Origin of the sequence: Parafrankia elaeagni (genome assembly GCF_000374165.1) — a bacterium.
Lineage (GTDB): Bacteria > Actinomycetota > Actinomycetes > Frankiales > Frankiaceae > Parafrankia > Parafrankia elaeagni.
Window position 1 is genome coordinate 99,699 of record NZ_KB893717.1, and the last position, 16,395, is coordinate 116,093.

Here is a 16,395-nt window from a genome sequence, read left to right on the forward strand (position 1 = left end):
CGCCCCGCGCCCCGCGCCCCGCGGCACCGTCGGCGTCATACCCGCGCCCGCGTCCCCGCGGGATCTCGGACCTCCATCACGCTGCCCCGGGTGAAGAACCCGCTGCCGTAGCCGAGAAAGAGGAGCGTCTGGCCGGGACGCGGCCCGCTGCCGCGCAGTAGTTCGTCCAGCGCGTAGTACAGCGACGCCGAGGAGGTGTTCCCGTACCGGTCGAACGCCCGGAAGTTGTGGTCGACCTGCTCGGGACGCAGCGCGAGCGCTGCCGTCAGTTCACGGAGCACCTTGCTGCCCGCGGTGTGCAGCACCGCGAAGTCGACGTTGCGCTGCCACTGGGGAATCTGTCGGTCGACCAGATAACGGGCCTTCTGCGCGGTCGTGGTCAGATGGCGGCGCACCAGCGGTTCCATCACCAGCCGCACGCCCCTGCCGGCCACCGCGGGAATGGTGTTCGCCAGCCGGATCTCGTGGTAGACGGCGTTGGGCTCGTAGGTGATCGTCGACAGTGCCTCGTCGTCGGTGAGGACGCTGCCCGCGTGCCCCCGGATGCGAAGCAGCGGCGTGTGGCGGTGCGGCCGGCGGGCGACGAGGAAGGCCCCGACGCCGTCGCCGAACACCGTGTTCGCCACCAGGCTCGCGGTCGTGTCGGCCAGCGGGTTGGCCATCACGGAGGTCAGCTCGCTGGACACGACCAGGCCCAGCTCGCCGGGGCGCAGCAGGTCGCCGGCCAGCTCCAGCCCCAGCAGGGCCGCGGCGCATCCCATGTAGCCCAGGTCGACGATCCGGGCCCGGGGGTGGAGGCCGAGACTGTTGCCGACGATCGAGCTGAGGTTCGGCACCATGCCGCCGACCGTGGTGTTGGTGACGACCGCCCTGATCTTCTTCGGGTCGACACCGGAGCGGTCGAGCAGCTCGCGCACGCACCGCACCGCCAGCTCGCCGGTGCGCCGCCGGTACCGTTCGTAGCGTTGTTGGTAGGTCTCGCTGTGGGTGTCGTCGACCGCGAAGTCCGCGAAGTACCGGCTGCGGCTGCTGGCGAGCAGCTTGTGGTACAGCTCGACGAACTCGTCCGTCAGCTTGGGCCGCAGCCGCTGGTCGACCATCGTCCGCATGTCGTCGTTGGTGACCCGGACCAGGTGGCGGTCGCCGTCGAGTGGCATGGCGGCGAGGATGTCGAGCCCGGTCACCTCGCCTGCTCCCCGCCCACCGCCGGCTTTTCTGCCGCTGCCGGCTTTTCTGCCGCTGCCGGCTTTTCTGCCGCTGCCGGGTTCCCTGGCGGCGCGCCGGTGCCGTCGCGAGTGGGCTGCCGCGGGATCCCGGGGAGGCGTGCCAGGAGATAGGGCGGCAGGTCACGCACCGGCAGGAGCTCGACGACGACGAACAGCCCGTCGTCCCGGTTACCGGCGACGTAGTCGTCGTAGGCCTGCCCCGTGGGATGGGCCGGAGCCGGCTCCGAGCGCAGGGCGTAGCCCAGGTCACGCATGCGGTCCGGGACGAGCCCGCGGTCGCTCACCGTGGTGACGCCCAGGTGTGCCGCCGTGTCGGCGTACCAGGAGCCGAACGGGTTGGCGCGCTGCGGGGCGAGCACGTCGGGGAAGCAGCGGCCGCCCACCGCACGCATGTTCCGGTAGCTGCGCGGACTGTTCGTCACGCCGGCGAGGAACACCGGCCGCCACGGGGGGATACGCAGGACCGCCCGCCGGATGAGGAGGTGGCCGAACCGGGCCTGGAGTCCTCGGAACCGAGGGTCGGCAAGCCTGCCGGCGAGACTGAAGTGCAGCACCGTGCGACCGGCGACGCGCCGACGCTGGAAGAACTGGAAGCCGACCACGTCGTCTCCCTCGCGGGCGACGAAGATCTCGTCGACGGCGCGGGCGTACCGATCGATGACACGGCCGGGCTCGGCGGCCTGGAAGCTCGATGCGAACACGTGGGCGACGCCGCTGCGGGTCGGCTCATCGAGCGACCGGCTCGGCAGAAGGTCGATCGTCGTCAAGGGAGCTCTCCAGCGGTCCTGGCCGGCGCGGCGGTGCGCGCCGTCGTGGAGGACCCCGTTGTCGGGGACGCCGTGGCGGGCGGCACCGTGGCGTGCCCGGCGGCGGCACGGCCGGCGGGTAGTGGGCGGGGCAGTGGGCGGGGCAGTGCGTCCCGGAAGATCTCGACGGGGTCACGCCGGCGCAGCCGCCACATGAAGCCCAGGAACGGAACCTCGAAGGGCTGCCGGTAGCCCTCGCCCCGCAGGTGTCGACGGGCCTTGTTCAGGGAGTACCAGGGCACCCCGGGAAAGAGGTGATGCTCGGTGTGCCGGTTGAAGTTGAGGGCGAGCACCACGCCGAGCCAGTCGGGCAGATGTGTGGAGCGGGTGAACGCGTCCTGCTCGGCGAAGGGCACCGGTGCCGGGTGCGCGTCGGAAAGGAACGGGAAGAGCTCCGAGTGCTGCGGCAGGTTCATGTTCTCGATGACCACGTAGAACACGACCAGCATGGGGAGGAAGTAGGTCGCCCAGGCGACCGGGCCGACGACGGCGGCCGCGGTCACGTGTGGGACTACGCACACCGCGTTGGAGAACCAGCCCCGCGCGGGTTTGTGGCCCGGGATCCCGGCCGGCCGCACCGGATATCCCCAGAAGACCTCGAACAGGAACTTGATGAAGGGGATCGGCAGCCACAGCCGCCAGACCAGCCGGAAAAGCGTGTTCTGTACCCGTCCCGCCTTCCACAGCGCCAGCAGGTGCGCCTGGGTGGGATCCTTGTCGATCACACCGACCCAACGGTGGTGCAGGAAGTGGATGTGCCGCCAGGAGTAGTACGGAATGAGGCAGAACACGCTGCCCAGGTGCCCGCTGACCGAGTTGGCCCCGACGCGCGTGAACAGGGATCGGTGGCCGCTCTCGTGCAGGATGACGAACCATCGGAAGACCGAGATCCCGGCCAGGACCTCCAGGACGAGGAAGGCCGGGCTCCAGGGCGAGGTGAGGCTCAGACCCCACGCGATCGCCAGCAGCAGCAGGCACTCCCCCAGCACCGTGGCAAGGCCCTTGACGTCACTGACCCGCAGCAGACCCGCATCGCGCAGGGCCACCCGTGAGCGGCTGAACCGCACGGTCTCCATCACGCCTCCCCGGGAGGGGCCCCCGACGGGCCCGCGGCCTCACCCACGCCATCCGTCGGCGCGAAGTGGGCTTCCAGTGCCGCGTGCCGCCGCCGGAACGTCGAGGCGAGCAGCACCCGGCACAGCAGACTGTCGACGAGCGGCCCGAACCGGGTGGTCACCTGCAGGTGGTCGATGACCCTCGTCCCGCCACCAGGCCTCGGCTCGAACAGGTGAACGTGCCTGAACAGCCGGTAGGGCCCGCCCGCCATCTCGTCGACGAAGCGCACGTTCTCCTGGTACTCGACGATCTCTGCCCGGTGGGTGAGCCACAGGCCGGGTGCCAGCCGGTATCGGAAGTGCAGGAGGTCGCCCTTGCACCACCTGTCCAGCGAGCTGCGCCAGCGGACCCGGTAGGGGAACAGCTGCTCGAAGCCGATGCTGCTGGTGCAGTGGCGGAAGACCTCGGGCACCGGCGCGGGCAGGTCCGAGCTGTAGATCAGCATCGTCATTCCGCTGCCCTCGCGAGTGAGGTGGCGGAGACCGGCTGGCGTGGCAGGGTCAGGCTCAGGGACGGCTGTGGCTGGGGCTGGGGCTGCGGTTGGGGCTGCGGCTGTGGCACGGCAGCCGTCGCCCATCCTGCGTCGTGCGCCCAGGCCCGCAGGATGCCCCGGTTCTCCGCACACCGGGGCAGGTAGTACGAGGCCAGGCGTTCGGCGAGTCGGGAGCGACGCTCCTCGCCGGTGGCCACCAGACGGTCGAAACCGGCGCGCAGCGCGGCGGCGAGATGGGGGTTGTCGTGCCCGATCGCCAGATCGGACATACCGAGTTCGCCGTAGATGCTGGCGAGCCGCTCGTCATGGTGAAGTGCCATCTGTGGCACGGACGTCTCCATGGACAGAACGCACGCGTGGTAACGGGAGGTGACCAGGTAGTCCAGGCCACGCAGGTCGGCCACCATCTGGCGGGCCGTACGCTGCCCGGCGAAGCTGGCATGGGTGCGGTCGAGCACCTCCGGCGGCAGCGTGTCGAGGATCTGCCGGCAGATCCGGGTGTCCAGGGCCTCCATCGCGACGAGCTGCACCTCCCAGCCACGATCCCGGACGACGTGGACAAGCAGGTCGGACCAGGCTGCCACCAGCTCCTGAGTGCGCCGGGCCCGTTCGGCGTCCCAGGAGTAGTAGTACGGCCAGTGGTAGCGGAGCTCCCGGCTGCCCCATGGACGAGCCCGCACGGGCCACACGTGGAAGTTCACTGGCGCCAGGCCGACGCGCGGGGCTCGGCCCGCCGGGCGAGGGGCGCTGTGCCGGTACTGGAACGCCGTGTCGGTCGTGTCGAGGACCGACCGGGTGACCCCGGCCTCGCGCAGGATGTCGCGGGCAGCCGCCGTCCGGACGACGACCAGATCCATCGACCGTGCGACATACCGGGTGAGCAGACGGTTCACGGGCTTCATCCGGCCGGCGTCGACGGCGTAGGCGACGGTGGCAGCACCCGCCCGGCGCGCGGTCCAGGCTCCCCACAGGAACAGGTAGAGCAGGGCGCTGCTCCAGCTGTCCTTGAAAAGGCTGCCCTCCACCAGCATGACCAGGTCGTGACGGGCGGTGAGCCGCCGCACGGCGGCCGGGTAGACGTAGGGGATCTCGACGATGGACAACGTCGCCGACTCCGTGATCAGCCGGAGGGTGTTGGCGCGGCTCGCGGTGCCGACAGTGATCTCCACCTCCGGACCGAAGACGGCGCGAACGTCCTCGATGATGGTCAGCAGGCGGATCTCCGACCCGGTGTTCTCAGCGCCGAGGTAACCCAGCAGCAGCACACGCGGTGCGCTGGTCCTTTCCCTGGCCATGTCGTCCCCGTAGGTCACAGCACCGACTCCGCCCCGGTGGAGGAGCCGACCAGTGCGCCACTCGGAGCCGTCGCCAGCGCCGCCGTCGCCGCCCGCGTGCCGTCAGACACCCGCGTGCCGTCAGACACCCGCGTGCCGTCAGACACCCGCGTGCCGTCAGGCGACCGCGCCCCGGAGACCACTCGTGCCTCCGCCTCGAGCTCGTCGAGGAAGGCCTGGACGAACTCGCGCATGCGGACCAGATCCAGCCAGTCACCGGCATGTCCGTGGTCGGCCCCGCAGGCCCGCACATTGGTCCGGTCGTAGGTGCGCTCGTAGCACAGGTAAGGCAGGTAGTGACGCATCTTCCGAAGCAGGACCGTCTCGACCAGGTTGTCCCGCGGTCTGGGGGCGCCGGAGAACTCCGCCTCCAGTGCCAGCCCGATCAGCGGCGGCACCCCGTAGACGAGGTCGGCCAGGCTGAGCGGCCGTTCGTTGGTCAGGTGATACACCCGACCCGTCGTCGCGGCTCCCTGATCGAGGATCGCCAGCATCTCGTCGACCACCACGTCGACCGGGATCAAATTGATACTCGCCTGTCGCTTGGCGGGAAGCCGGACCGAAGGCGTGCCCTCGGGGATGTGCCCCGCCGCCCTCCACAGGAGCTCGACCACCTTGTAGAGGCCGGTCCGCGAGCTCGTGCGCAGGGTGCGCGAGTGCCCGATGATGATGCTCGGGCGGAAGATCCGGACACCGACAGCATGGCTGGCCGCATGTTCCCGGACCAGCCCCTCCGCGTACCACTTGCTTTCCTCGTACACGTTGGTGAACGCCTCCGGGCAGCGGGTGTCCTCCTCGGTGATCAGGCCTTCCCTCGTTCCCGAGACGTAGGCGGTGCTGATGTAGTTGACGGCATGCAGACCGGACGTATCGGCCAGCTCGGCGAGCAGCTGGCGCGTGCCGTCCACATTCGACGACCACACCTCGCCGCGGTCCTCCTCGCGGAAGGACAGATTGGCCGCGCCGTGCAGCAACTCGAACCCGTCTGTGGCCCGCACCCACGCCTGCCAGCCCGGGTCATCCCGTAGGCGCAGCACACGCAGATCCGCGGGCAGGACAGTGACCCGGCGCGCGAACGCCCCGACGTCGAAAACCGTCCCGCAGTCCGCGGCCGCGGTCGCCAACGCGGCCAGCACCCGCTCCCGCGGAGCCGCGCCGGGCGCCCCCCTCGCCAGACACAGCACCCGCCCGTCCGGATGGGAGTGCAACCATTCCAGAAGTACGTGAGAACCCAGGAAACCAACGGTTCCCGTGCAGAGAAGATCCACTCGCTCTCTCGTTTCTTTGCCAGTCACCAGCACCGTCCCATCCGGTTAATTCTCTAGCTGCTTTCGCGGTCGAATGGCCGGCGGCAACGAACCCAGCCGGTTATATCACGGGCCTCGACTTCATTAGCACCACCATCTTCGGCCACACCCGGAGAGAATTGAAGAACATGCCGGACTTTTCGTCACCAAATGGCGGCATCCGCGCTTCGTCTTATTGCCTTTGTAGATTAGTTTTCTTTGCAGTTCCTGGCCGCATTGACCAGCCGCCGTCAAACTCGATCTTCAATGCATGGATGAGCGGTCTGGGAAACAGTGAGGCGCGGGTCCGGATATGGCTCGATCACCGGCATCTGCCAGATCTGTCGAAGAAGGTGCGGGACGGGGCGCGACCGCAAAGATATCCCGAATGGCAGGGGTCTGGTATTCACCATCGACCTGTCCGGGTATCGGCTGGCCGCAATCGGGTCATACCCCGGGCACAAGCTATACGCAATCCCGGTGGACCGTCGGAGCAGAGCCATCTGCCCTGTCGAGGTGCGACCACGGGCCGCGGCGGTGGGCGGGCGGGCGTCCGGCCCAGGTCTGCGGCGGTCGCGGACAGACAGGAAGTCGGCCCATCGGCGGACTCCGATCTCCGCGCGGGGAACGGGTTGTTCCTCGCACCGGGAGTCGGTACACGGGCGCCACACCCGCGACAGCTACAGCGTGCTTCGTGGACTGCCCCGATCGCGTTCCCGCCTCCGCGACGCGCTCCGCGCCTGGAACAGCTGCTTTGATCAGGCAGGGCGCCGATGTGCCCTCTGACGTCTGCGGGCGCCTGCCGGGGTCGTGGACAGCTTCCTCGGCGGCCCGGCCTCGGGTCAGCCAGACGGTGGCCACGGCTGACGCAGCCCGGCCAGACGCCGATCACCCGGCCCCGCCACGTCGGGCGAAGCCCGACACCCGGGGGCCCGGGGGCCCGCCCCCGGAAAGACATAACGGCCCACGGCGAAGCCGATCAAAGATCGGCGAGCAGCATGGGCCGGCGAGTGGAGACGAGGGGACTTGAACCCCTAACCCCTGCCTTGCAAAGGCAGTGCTCTGCCAGTTGAGCTACGCCCCCGACGGACGTGATCATCGGGGCTGCACCGCCCCCGCGTGACCAACGTTCCCAAGCGTACGGCATCACGTGCCGTACGGGTGCCGCAGCCGAGGTTCGCCGCCTGCCCGGGGGCCTCGCGACCCCGGGCACGGGCAGCGGACGAATCCAGTCGCAGCGCCGTTGTCCACAGGGTCACCCAGCGCACCGCCAGTTCCCGCGTCCGCTCCGCGCCTCGACAGCCTTGCCACGCGACCGCCGACGGAGGCGACATCGATCCACCGTTGGTTCACGAGTGATTCGGACACCAACCCCGTGGGGCCTGGTGGTGTTCCGCATCCGGAGGGATCCGGGGTTTCGTGAGTGTGTCCACGTTGTGGACAACCTTGATGTGGATCTACAACGATGCCCACTGGTGGGGTATGTCGATGCGGGTGACGTCCGACCGACACGGATGCGTGACAAACAGATGGCTATGCACCATGCTGGTCACAACGAGCGTTGTTGACAGATATGCCTGGCGTGGGCTGATCGGCGGCGAAAGTCAGCTCCGGGCCTGTCGGGTTTACTCGCCCACCATCGTCGTCTTGTGCATGGGTAGTGCCGGCTGGTGTGCGCGGGGCCGGGTTCCGCCGGCCGCGAGCGATCACGACGCGGCGTCGATGGCCGTGGAATCCCTGGTCGTCACGCTGGCCGCCAGGTGGCGACGAGCACCGCGGGTGGTAACCGAGGACGGATTCCGTCCGTCGGGCGCCGGGTGACCGCACGCTGACCACGACTCATCTCCGGCCGGAGTTCCGCTTCGTCTCCGGCCCCGCGTCGCCCGTTTCGGGCCGCTGGCTGCACGCCCGCCAGACAGGTGGTCAGCGGGGTACCGAACAGCCCAGACCCGGTCAGCGGTGCCCATAGGTGGTCATCGCTGCTTCCGCATGCGCGCCGGGCGTGGACAACTGCCACAGCGCCGGCGAGAGCCGCTGCCGGCTGGCCTATCCGCGCCGAGGCTGCCCTGACAGGGCGACCAGCGGTTCACAGGCCGGGCTGGTCGTCTGTGGCGGCGTTCCGTGCGACCGACGCGCTCGCGACAGCTGCGCACCGCGGCCGTCGCGGGCCTCGGCCATCGGCGTGTGCCCGGCACCGCATCGCCGGCGGTCGCCGCACCGCACGGCCCGCCCCCTCGGAGACCGATGACTTTTGTTACTAAGCAAACGTTCTACACTCGGCCCCACGCACGAAGGAGCCTGGATATTGCCAACAGAATCCGCGGGCGACGCGCTGCCCAAATCTCCCCACGCAGGGCTTTGCCGACTTCAGTAACCAACTCCCTTGAATCACGGGCGAACCGCACACCGGCCCCGTGGGGGGAGTACGTCAGATTTTGCTACTAAGCAAACATCGCGAACACACTCCGCGGAAGGTCAGCGCGAGAATCATCCATCACTTTACGCCTGTGGTCATGGACATCGATTGACGCCAAGCAAAATAATTGCACTCCGATGACAGTCTCCACGCGGGGTGCGAGTAAGTTCCGCCACCCAAATCCCTCGATGGGGAGTGTGAAATTTTGACGATAAGCAAAATAATTCCACACAACCCCGCGACGGCTTTCGTCAGCGGATCGGTCGGACTCCCATGGTGGTTATCGACGTCGTTTGACAATCAGCAAAATTGTTTGCCAGGACCCTCACTGGTTATCGTTGACGTGTCTAACGTCACCCCTCGCTGGAGACTGTTAGATTTTGCTGGAAAGCAAAATACGCCGACTATACCCATCCCAGGTTTTCGTTGCGTAAGTCGCCGGATGCCCCCCACGGTCATCGTAAACTTTTGCTTTTAAGCAAAAATGTGTGACGGTCACCGTGCCTGGAAAACGTCAGACCAGTATCGCCGCAATCCCGATGGTCATCGTCGTCTTTTTATGACAAGCAAACGTCGGCGACGGTCACCATGAGCGGATTTTTCGGTCTGCGGCGATAAACAGAGCCTCGTCCGCGTCTGTCGTTCGCCCGGGCACCGGCCGCCGCCGGATTCGGACCCGTCCAGGGGCCGATCAGGTCCAGGGGGCGAGGGAAGGCCAGGCGGGATCACCCTCGGCACGTCCCGACAGCCAGCGCAGGGTCTCGCGGGTGGGAATGTCGACCCGGACCACTCGCGGGCCCCGCCCGGCGGTGAGGGAGGGGCGGTCGCCGGGGGTAAGGAGGATGGTGACGTCCGCGGGGACGCGGTCGGGCAGGCGGCGGGTCGACCAGGCCCACTCGGCTTCGACGTAGGCCGGGCTCAGATCCTCCCAGCCCGGGCCGCCGAGGTCCTTCAGACCGAGATCGACCAGGTGGACCTCGACCTCGCGCCACCGCAGGAACACCAGGTCGGCCAGGCTGGTGGCGCCCAGGGTGAGCGTCCGACCGAGGCCGCCGCGCCAGACGTCCACGTGGGTGCCGTCCCAGGCCTGCTCCAGTCGGTGGACCGCGTCGGTGAGGTCCGCCACCAGCTGCTGGGCGGGCTGGCCCGCGCCGGCCTCGACGCCGGCCTCGCGCTGGGCCCGCCCGCCCGGATACTGGTCCTCGGCGCGCCCCTCCGCTGCCGCGCCGAGGATCCCGGTGTGGCTGTCCGCGTTCCTCGCCAGGTGGGCGATCAGGTGGCCGACCGTCCAGCCCGGGAGGAGCGAGGCCCGGCGCGCGGTCACGTCGTCGACTCCGGCCGCCAGGCCGAGCAGGCGGGCGTGGGCGCGGGAACAGCCCAGCAGCCGGTCGAGAGGCACGGCGGACTGCGTGTACTCGGGGCCCGGCTCCCTTCCCGGGTAGCTGACGAACGAGGCAACCGGCGGTGCTGATGTCGACGTTGTCACCGACGTGGATGCGGCCACCGAGGAGGTCACGAAACCCGCGGGGGTTGTTGCCGCTGCCGCTGCTGGCGGTGGCGTTGACGGGCCTGTTCCGGGCGCGTTGGGGAAAGCCATAGGTCAAGGCTCCCCCGCTGCCGGGGGCTCATGCCACTTCGCGCACGCGGCCACCGCACTCGCCGCGCTCCCCGCAGCCTGCCAGTCCTATGACACGACGCGGGAGCGGGCGGCGACAGCGGCCGGTCAACAGTGCTTTCCGGATCGGCGCCGGACCGCGGAGCAGGCATTCCGGGGCTCCCGCCCAACCAGTCGTCCGACCGCGGGGCGACCATGTCCAGGCGGGACAGCACCAACCGGAGGGGGGTCAGCCATGATCGGAACTAGCCGGTCCAGCGGACCGGCGGACCGGCCGGCGGACGGATCGGGCAGCGGGGTGACTGGCGTTGGCGCCTCACTGCACGACCCGGCGCTGATACGCGGGCTCACCAGGCAGCGGCTGAGCCGGCGGAACCTGTTCCGCCTCGCGGGTCTGGCGGGTGCCACGGTCCTGGCGGCGGCCTGTGGGGACGGCACCGGGCCGGGTGGCCGCGGCGCCGCGGCCGACGTCGCGGGTTTCTGGTCGGGGCGGGAACGAGCGGGAAGAATCGATTTCGCGAACTGGCGTTTCTACATGGACGTCGGGGCCTCCGGTTCCGGGCATCCCTCACTCGAGCTCTTCACCCGGGAGACGGGCATACAGGTCGGCTACCACGAGGCGATTCGGGACAACGAGTCCTTCTTCTCAGGGGTCCGCGCCGACCTGGCCGCAGGCCGGTCCATCGGTTATGACCTGATGGTTCTGACCAACGGCAACGTCCAGAGCCGGGTGATCGAGCTCGGTTATCTGGCGCCGCTCGACCACAGGCGGCTGCCGATGTTCGCGGCCGAGGCCGCCCCGAGCGTGAAGGACCCTGCGTACGACCCGGGCAACCGGTTCACCGTGGCCTGGCAGTCCGGCATCACCGGAATCGCGTACGACCCGACGCGGACCGGCCGGGAGATCTCCCGGTTCGCGGACCTTTTCGACCCGACCTTCGCGGGTCGGGTCGGAATGTTCGGTGAGAACGAGGACCTTCCGAATCTCGCACTGCTCGGAATCGGCGTCCCACCGGCCAGCTCGACGCCCGACGACTGGCGGCGGGCTGCCGAGAAACTCCACCAGCAGCGGGCCGCGGGGATCGTCCGCCGTTACTACGAGCAGGAGTACATCGACTCACTCACCGCTGGCGAGCTGTGGCTTTCCATGGCGTGGTCGGGTGATGTCTACCAGCGCCTCGCGGCCGGCGCGAACCTGAAGTTCGTGGTGCCCGAGGAAGGAGGCCTCATCTGGACGGACAGCATGTGCATTCCGGTGACAGCGCAGAACCCGGTGGATGCCATCACCTACATGGATTTCGTGTACCGGCCGGACGTCGCCGGCATGCTCGCGGAGGACATCCGGTACCTCACCCCGGTGCCGGCCGCCCGCGGACACGTCTCCCCGGCGCTGGCCGGGTCGCCGCTGCTCTTCCCGACGCGCGCGGAACTCGACCGCGTGCACCGGTACCGGGTGCTGACCGCCGCCGAGGAGACCGAGTGGAACAGCATCTTCCAGCCGGTCTACCAGCGGTGACGGCGCCTGTGGACCAGAAGCTCAGTGATTGCCCTGCGCGGACGTGGCCTCGCGCCACAGGTCGATCTCATCCTTGTTGCGGCGGCGGCGCGCCGCGGTGAGGAGAGCACCGGCGCTGGCCGCCACGGCGACGAGAGTGAACTTGCGCATACCGGCTCCTCCTGGTCGACTGCGTCTCCTGCCACCGTATCGCGCCCCGATGCCCGTCGCCCGGACTGATCACGACTGATGACCTTCCGGCTGCCTGCCGGCTGGGAACCGGCAGGCAGGCAGCGCGGGCCGGCGGGGCCGCGAGGTCAGCGCTGGTAGGTGGCCCGCAGAACGCCCCGGGCGAGGGTGTGGAAGGTCAGGTTGAAACCGACCACGGCCGGGGCGACCGTGGCGTCGATCTCCAGCTTCGGCACGTCGACGGCGTGGACGACGAAGACGTACCGGTGCGGCCGGTCGCCCTCGGGTGGGGCCGCACCGCCGTAGCTCGGCGTCCCCCAGTCGCTTCGCACGTGGTAGGCGCCCGACGGCAGGCCGGCGAGATCACCGCTGCCGGCACCGGTGGGCAGTTCCGTCACCTCGGCCGGGATGTCGACCAGGACCCAGTGCCAGAAGCCGCTGCCGGTGGGGGCGTCCGGATCGAAGCAGGTGACGGCGAAGCTCTGCGTCCCGGCCGGGAAACCCGACCAGGACAGGTGCGGCGACAGGTCAGCACCGCCGGCGGCGGCGTACACCTGGTCAAGGCCGAGCGGGCTGCCATCCGTTATGTCGCTGCTGGTCAGGGTGAACGACGGCAGCGCGGGCAGCAGGTCGAGCGGGTCCGGTGCGGTCTTCCGGTCCAGCAGGGACATCGGTCGATCCTCTCGTCACGGTGGATGGCGGCGCGGGCAAGATCTGGGTGGTTCCGGTCGAGGGGCTGGCCCGGATTCGCGCCGGCGAGCGGGGCTGGACGCGCTCCAGATCCTCCCCGGGACACCCGGATGGGTGACGCAATGCCCCGATTGATCCCGGTTCGGGGTTTTTTCTCATTAGTTGTGTCGGGAAGACGACGTCTGCCGGGGCAACCCGATACGGTGGACAGGTTCCGGCGGGTGTCTCCCACTGAATCCCCCCGTATCAGTGGGTCGCCCGCCGGAACCTCTTCAGACGGCCGACGAGCGAGCTACCGGTTCCGGGTGGCGGAGTGCCGGCCACCCCCGCGGCGGTTGGTCCGCTCGATGCGGGTGGTCCGCTCAAGGTCGTCTTCCTGCGCAGCGCCCTGGAACTCCTCGGCGCCGTAACCGCCGCTTCCGGCCCCGTAGCCGCGCTGGTCAGCCAGCCCTGCCGGGCCGCGAGCCGCCGGGGCGCGAAGATCCTCCGCGTAGTGGCTGCCCGCAGCGGGCTCCTGCCCGGCAGCGCTCCCGACCTCTCCGGCGGAGCCGCGCCCCGCGGCCTTCCTGCGACGTGAGCGCAGGACCTCCACCGCGATGGGCAGCACCGAGATCAGCACGATGAGGATCAGCATCGCCTCGACGTTGTCCCGGATGAAATCGATCTTCCCGAGGAAGAAGCCGAGGATCGTGACGCCGCAGCCCCACAGCACCCCGCCGATCACGTTGAAGGTCACGAAGGTCCGGTAGTTCATGCGGCTGACACCGGCGATCACCGGAGTGAAGGTCCGCACGATCGGGACGAAGCGGGCCAGCACGATCGAGCGGGCACCGTACTTCTCGAAGAACTCCTGGGCCTGGTCGACGTACTCCTGTTTGAACAGCCGCGAATCCTCGCGGCGGAACAGCGCCGGGCCGACCTTGCGGCCGAACAGGTACCCCACCTGGTCACCCGCGATCGCGGCGATGCCGATGAGCACGCATGCGAGCCACAGCGGCGTCGACACCTCATCCCGGGAGATGAGCAGGCCCAGTGTGAACAACAGGGAGTCGCCAGGCAGGAAGAACCCGACCAGGAGCCCGGACTCCGCGAAGACGATCAGCAGGACCACGGCAAGACCGGCTTTTGCCAGGTTGTCGGCACTGATGAAGTCCGGCCCGAGGGCCAGGGTGTTCGACGCGAACGTGGTCACTGTCGAGGGCCTCCTGGTGGATTTCGAGCCGGCCGCGCTGGCGGCTGTGATTTCCAGGGTCTCACGCCACCGGTGTGGCCCCACTGCGGCCTCGACCGGGCCGGGCCGGCGGGCAGCCGCCCGACCAGCCGATCCGCCTCGGCAACCGTTCCGACCCGCCCCGCTCTCGGGCACGGGCGGACCACAGCGGCTGCCGGCGGAAACCTCGCCGAAGCCCAGCCGATGCCGATCCAGCGCAAATGGCCCATAGCCTCTACCTGTGGCGAGATCACGGCATCGTCTCCTCGGCCTCGCCCTCGGGGCCCTCGTTCTCGCGGCTCCGCTGGGCGCGTGCTCCCGTGGGTCAGCGGGGCCCACGGAGCCCCGCCGGACCGAGGCGGCACCTGCACCGACCCGGAGCCTGGCACCGGCCCTCAGCTACCACCTTGCCGGCTACGGCCTGGAGGACCGCGCCACCGACGGCGGCCCGGCCTCCGACGACCTCGCCGACCTGGCCGCGGGGGAGCCCGGGGAGCTGGTGTCCAGCGCCCCGGTGACCACGCCGGACGACATCCGCGCCTGGCGGGTGGTCTACCACTCGCGTGGGCCGCAGAACGAGGACCGCCTCGTCACCGGCCTGGTCCTGGCCCCGCCAGCCGATTCCCCGGTCCCGTCGGGGGGACGTCCGCTGGTCTCGTTCGGCCACGGGACAACCGGGATCAACGACGCCTGCGCCCCGTCGCGGGCCGAGCCTCCGCTGTCGATGATCGGCGGAACCCTGCGGCTCGTCCGGGACGGGTACGTCCTGGCGGTGACGGACTACACCGGGCTGGGCGGCCCCGGCGAGCACCCGATCTACGAGGCGGACTCGGCGGCGAAGGCGCTGCTGGACGCCGCCCGCGCCGCCCGGTCGCTGCGGCCTGCCCAGGCGGGTGAGGACGTGGTGCTGTGGGGCTACTCGCAGGGGGGGCAGGCGGCCCTCGCCGCCGGGGCCATCGCCGCCGACTACGCACCGGATCTCCGCGTCCTGGGATCGGCGGCGACCGCGCCCCTGCTCGACCTGCCCGCCTCGCTGCACGACATGCGGACCCTCCCGGACGGGGTGGCCTACCTCCTCCTCGCGGTAACCGGCCTCGCGGCCGCCGATCCGGCCCTTGCCCCCGATGCCATCCTCACCGCCACCGGCCGGCGGCTGACCGCCATGGCACACAACCGGTGCGCCGGCGACCTGCTGCTGGCGAGCACCGGCGAGTCCGTCACGAGCGTCTTCACCCGCGACCCGCTGCGGACCGAGCCGTTCGCCAGCGCGCTGGAACGCCAGTGGCAGTACGTGCAGGCGCCGGGCCCGCCCAGGCTGGTGCTCCAGGGCGGGCTGGACACCGTCATCCACCAGGCGACCACCGACCGGGCGGTCAGCGCGCTGTGCGCCGCCGGCGGATCGGTCGAGTACCACCGGTACGGCCTGGCCAACCACGGCACGGTGATCGACGCCTCGGTGGACGATCTCTCCCGCTGGGTGGCGGCACGGTTCGCCGGCACCGCCGCCCCGACCGGCATCTGCGCCACGCCCTGACCGCACCCGCCGGCGGTCAGCCGCTCGCCTGGGTGGCAGCGTCGGAGCCCCTCGCGGCGGCGAGGGCGAACTCGACGAGCCGACGGTGATATGGCGTCGGCACCGCCGCGACCTCCCGATCCGCCGCGGCCTCCCAGTTCGCCCCGCTGCCCAGACCTGTCATGCCGTCCGGAGCCGCTCCGCCGTCCGGAGCCGCTCCGCCGTCCGGAGCCGCCGCGCCGTCCGGAGCCCCACGGGGCCGGCCGAAGGCCTGGCGCCCGAACGCCTGCCGGGTCAGCAGGGCGCCGAGGAAAGCACTCGCCGCGAGATCCGTGTCAAGATCCGGTCGAGTCTCGCCGCGCAGCCGGGCGTCATGAAAGGCGTCCTGGACGGCTGCGGCGCACCGGTCCACCGACTCGCGCCGGAAGGCGGCGTAGAGATCGGGGTACCGGGACAGCTCCGCCACGCACCGGGCAAGGATCGACATGCGCGGCTCGGTGAAGACCGCGTCCACCTGCGGTGCGAGGCACAGGAGGTCCTCGCGCAGCGAGCCGGTCCGGGGCGGCACCAGGCCGGCCGCCAGGGTGCCCAGCGCGGCGAGGACGAGCGCGTCCCGCGTCGCCCAGCGGGCGTAGATGCCGCGCTTCGCGACGCCCGCACGGGCGGCGACGCTGTTCACGCTGAAGCCGCCGACTCCGTGGCCGGCAAGTTCGTCGACGGCGGCGCGCAGCACCCGATCGTCGATCGTCGCATCCCGCGGACGGCCCCGACGCGGCCGCGAACAGGCGTCGGCCAGGTCACCGGGAGGCATCGCTCCAGCCTAGGCGCCGGACCGCGGCGGCAGTCGCCGCGGCGACGATCAGGCCGCCGACGGTCAGGTACGCCGACGGTCACTACAGAAAGTAACGATCGCCCATCGTGACAGAGCGTGGCGGCGACGGTGTCCCCGATCCGGTCCGCCGGACCGGTGGCGGGGGGAGACGAGCAGGTGACAGGCGGTCTGGAC

General features: G+C 70.0%; 13 protein-coding genes and 1 tRNA gene. 2 read left to right on the forward strand and 12 right to left on the reverse strand.

Going from position 1 to position 16,395, the window contains the following annotated elements; genetic code table 11:
- Positions 1-35: 35 nt before the first annotated feature.
- The 8 genes from B207_RS0111235 to B207_RS0111270 all read right to left on the reverse strand — a co-directional run bounded on the left by B207_RS0111235 (position 36) and on the right by B207_RS0111270 (position 10,163).
- The gene (locus B207_RS0111235; protein ID WP_018636632.1) at positions 36-1,184 is read right to left on the reverse strand and encodes a 3-oxoacyl-[acyl-carrier-protein] synthase III C-terminal domain-containing protein; all 1,149 of its coding nucleotides are present in this window, start codon (positions 1,182-1,184) and stop codon (positions 36-38) included.
- Positions 1,181-1,993, reverse strand: a complete 813-nt coding sequence (locus B207_RS0111240) for a hypothetical protein (RefSeq protein WP_018636633.1) — start codon at positions 1,991-1,993, stop codon at positions 1,181-1,183. The genes B207_RS0111235 and B207_RS0111240 overlap by 4 nt, the downstream gene beginning before the upstream one ends.
- Positions 1,990-3,108 carry a fatty acid desaturase family protein gene (locus B207_RS0111245; protein ID WP_018636634.1) on the reverse strand — a complete coding sequence of 373 codons (1,119 nt, stop codon included), beginning with the start codon at positions 3,106-3,108 and terminating at the stop codon, positions 1,990-1,992. Before B207_RS0111245 ends, B207_RS0111240 begins: the two co-directional genes overlap by 4 nt.
- On the reverse strand, positions 3,108-3,599 hold the full coding sequence (locus tag B207_RS33505) for an SRPBCC family protein (RefSeq protein WP_018636635.1): 492 nt from the start codon (positions 3,597-3,599) through the stop codon (positions 3,108-3,110). The genes B207_RS0111245 and B207_RS33505 overlap by 1 nt, the downstream gene beginning before the upstream one ends.
- Positions 3,596-4,954 (reverse strand): polysaccharide pyruvyl transferase family protein, encoded by a 1,359-nt coding sequence (locus tag B207_RS33510; protein ID WP_018636636.1) that lies wholly within the window; start codon positions 4,952-4,954, stop codon positions 3,596-3,598. The genes B207_RS33505 and B207_RS33510 overlap by 4 nt, the downstream gene beginning before the upstream one ends.
- A complete protein-coding gene (locus B207_RS36830; RefSeq protein WP_195905280.1) occupies positions 4,951-6,243 on the reverse strand; it encodes an SDR family oxidoreductase in 1,293 nt (430 codons plus the stop codon). Before B207_RS36830 ends, B207_RS33510 begins: the two co-directional genes overlap by 4 nt.
- A 1,029-nt stretch (positions 6,244-7,272) precedes the next feature.
- Positions 7,273-7,345: transfer RNA gene (locus tag B207_RS0111265), tRNA-Ala, on the reverse strand.
- A 2,023-nt stretch (positions 7,346-9,368) separates the two neighbouring features.
- Positions 9,369-10,163, reverse strand: coding sequence for a maleylpyruvate isomerase N-terminal domain-containing protein (locus B207_RS0111270; protein ID WP_230204966.1), 795 nt, complete (start codon positions 10,161-10,163; stop codon positions 9,369-9,371).
- Between the two features lie 364 nt (positions 10,164-10,527).
- Here B207_RS0111270 and B207_RS0111275 point away from each other — a divergent pair, with 364 nt between their 5' ends.
- Positions 10,528-11,808 (forward strand): polyamine ABC transporter substrate-binding protein, encoded by a 1,281-nt coding sequence (locus B207_RS0111275; RefSeq protein ID WP_018636639.1) that lies wholly within the window; start codon positions 10,528-10,530, stop codon positions 11,806-11,808.
- A gap of 21 nt (positions 11,809-11,829) precedes the next feature.
- Here the strand turns inward: B207_RS0111275 and B207_RS0111280 are convergent, their stop codons facing one another.
- From B207_RS0111280 to B207_RS0111290, 3 genes are all read right to left on the reverse strand, one after another.
- The gene (locus B207_RS0111280; protein ID WP_018636640.1) at positions 11,830-11,958 is read right to left on the reverse strand and encodes a DLW-39 family protein; all 129 of its coding nucleotides are present in this window, start codon (positions 11,956-11,958) and stop codon (positions 11,830-11,832) included.
- Positions 11,959-12,104: 146 nt separating this feature from the next.
- The gene (locus tag B207_RS0111285) at positions 12,105-12,647 is read right to left on the reverse strand and encodes a YbhB/YbcL family Raf kinase inhibitor-like protein (RefSeq protein ID WP_018636641.1); all 543 of its coding nucleotides are present in this window, start codon (positions 12,645-12,647) and stop codon (positions 12,105-12,107) included.
- A 311-nt stretch (positions 12,648-12,958) separates the two neighbouring features.
- Positions 12,959-13,858: a DedA family protein gene (locus tag B207_RS0111290; protein ID WP_018636642.1), complete on the reverse strand. Its 900-nt coding sequence runs from the start codon at positions 13,856-13,858 to the stop codon at positions 12,959-12,961.
- Between the two features lie 259 nt (positions 13,859-14,117).
- Here B207_RS0111290 and B207_RS0111295 point away from each other — a divergent pair, with 259 nt between their 5' ends.
- Positions 14,118-15,410, forward strand: a complete 1,293-nt coding sequence (locus B207_RS0111295; RefSeq protein ID WP_018636643.1) for a lipase family protein — start codon at positions 14,118-14,120, stop codon at positions 15,408-15,410.
- Between the two features lie 16 nt (positions 15,411-15,426).
- Here B207_RS0111295 and B207_RS0111300 read toward each other — a convergent pair whose 3' ends face one another.
- Positions 15,427-16,200 carry a TetR/AcrR family transcriptional regulator gene (locus B207_RS0111300; protein ID WP_018636645.1) on the reverse strand — a complete coding sequence of 258 codons (774 nt, stop codon included), beginning with the start codon at positions 16,198-16,200 and terminating at the stop codon, positions 15,427-15,429.
- Positions 16,201-16,395: the final 195 nt, after the last annotated feature.

What these genes read in the sequence shown, in the direction of transcription:
- B207_RS0111245 (WP_018636634.1), bottom strand. Translation starts at nt 3,108, where the DNA reads ATGGAGACCGTGCGGTTCAGCCGCTCACGGGTGGCCCTGCGCGATGCG.
- B207_RS33505 (WP_018636635.1), bottom strand. Translation starts at nt 3,599, where the DNA reads ATGACGATGCTGATCTACAGCTCGGACCTGCCCGCGCCGGTGCCCGAG.
- B207_RS0111275 (WP_018636639.1), top strand. Translation starts at nt 10,528, where the DNA reads ATGATCGGAACTAGCCGGTCCAGCGGACCGGCGGACCGGCCGGCGGAC.
- B207_RS0111280 (WP_018636640.1), bottom strand. Translation starts at nt 11,958, where the DNA reads ATGCGCAAGTTCACTCTCGTCGCCGTGGCGGCCAGCGCCGGTGCTCTC.
- B207_RS0111285 (WP_018636641.1), bottom strand. Translation starts at nt 12,647, where the DNA reads ATGTCCCTGCTGGACCGGAAGACCGCACCGGACCCGCTCGACCTGCTG.
- B207_RS0111300 (WP_018636645.1), bottom strand. Translation starts at nt 16,200, where the DNA reads ATGCCTCCCGGTGACCTGGCCGACGCCTGTTCGCGGCCGCGTCGGGGC.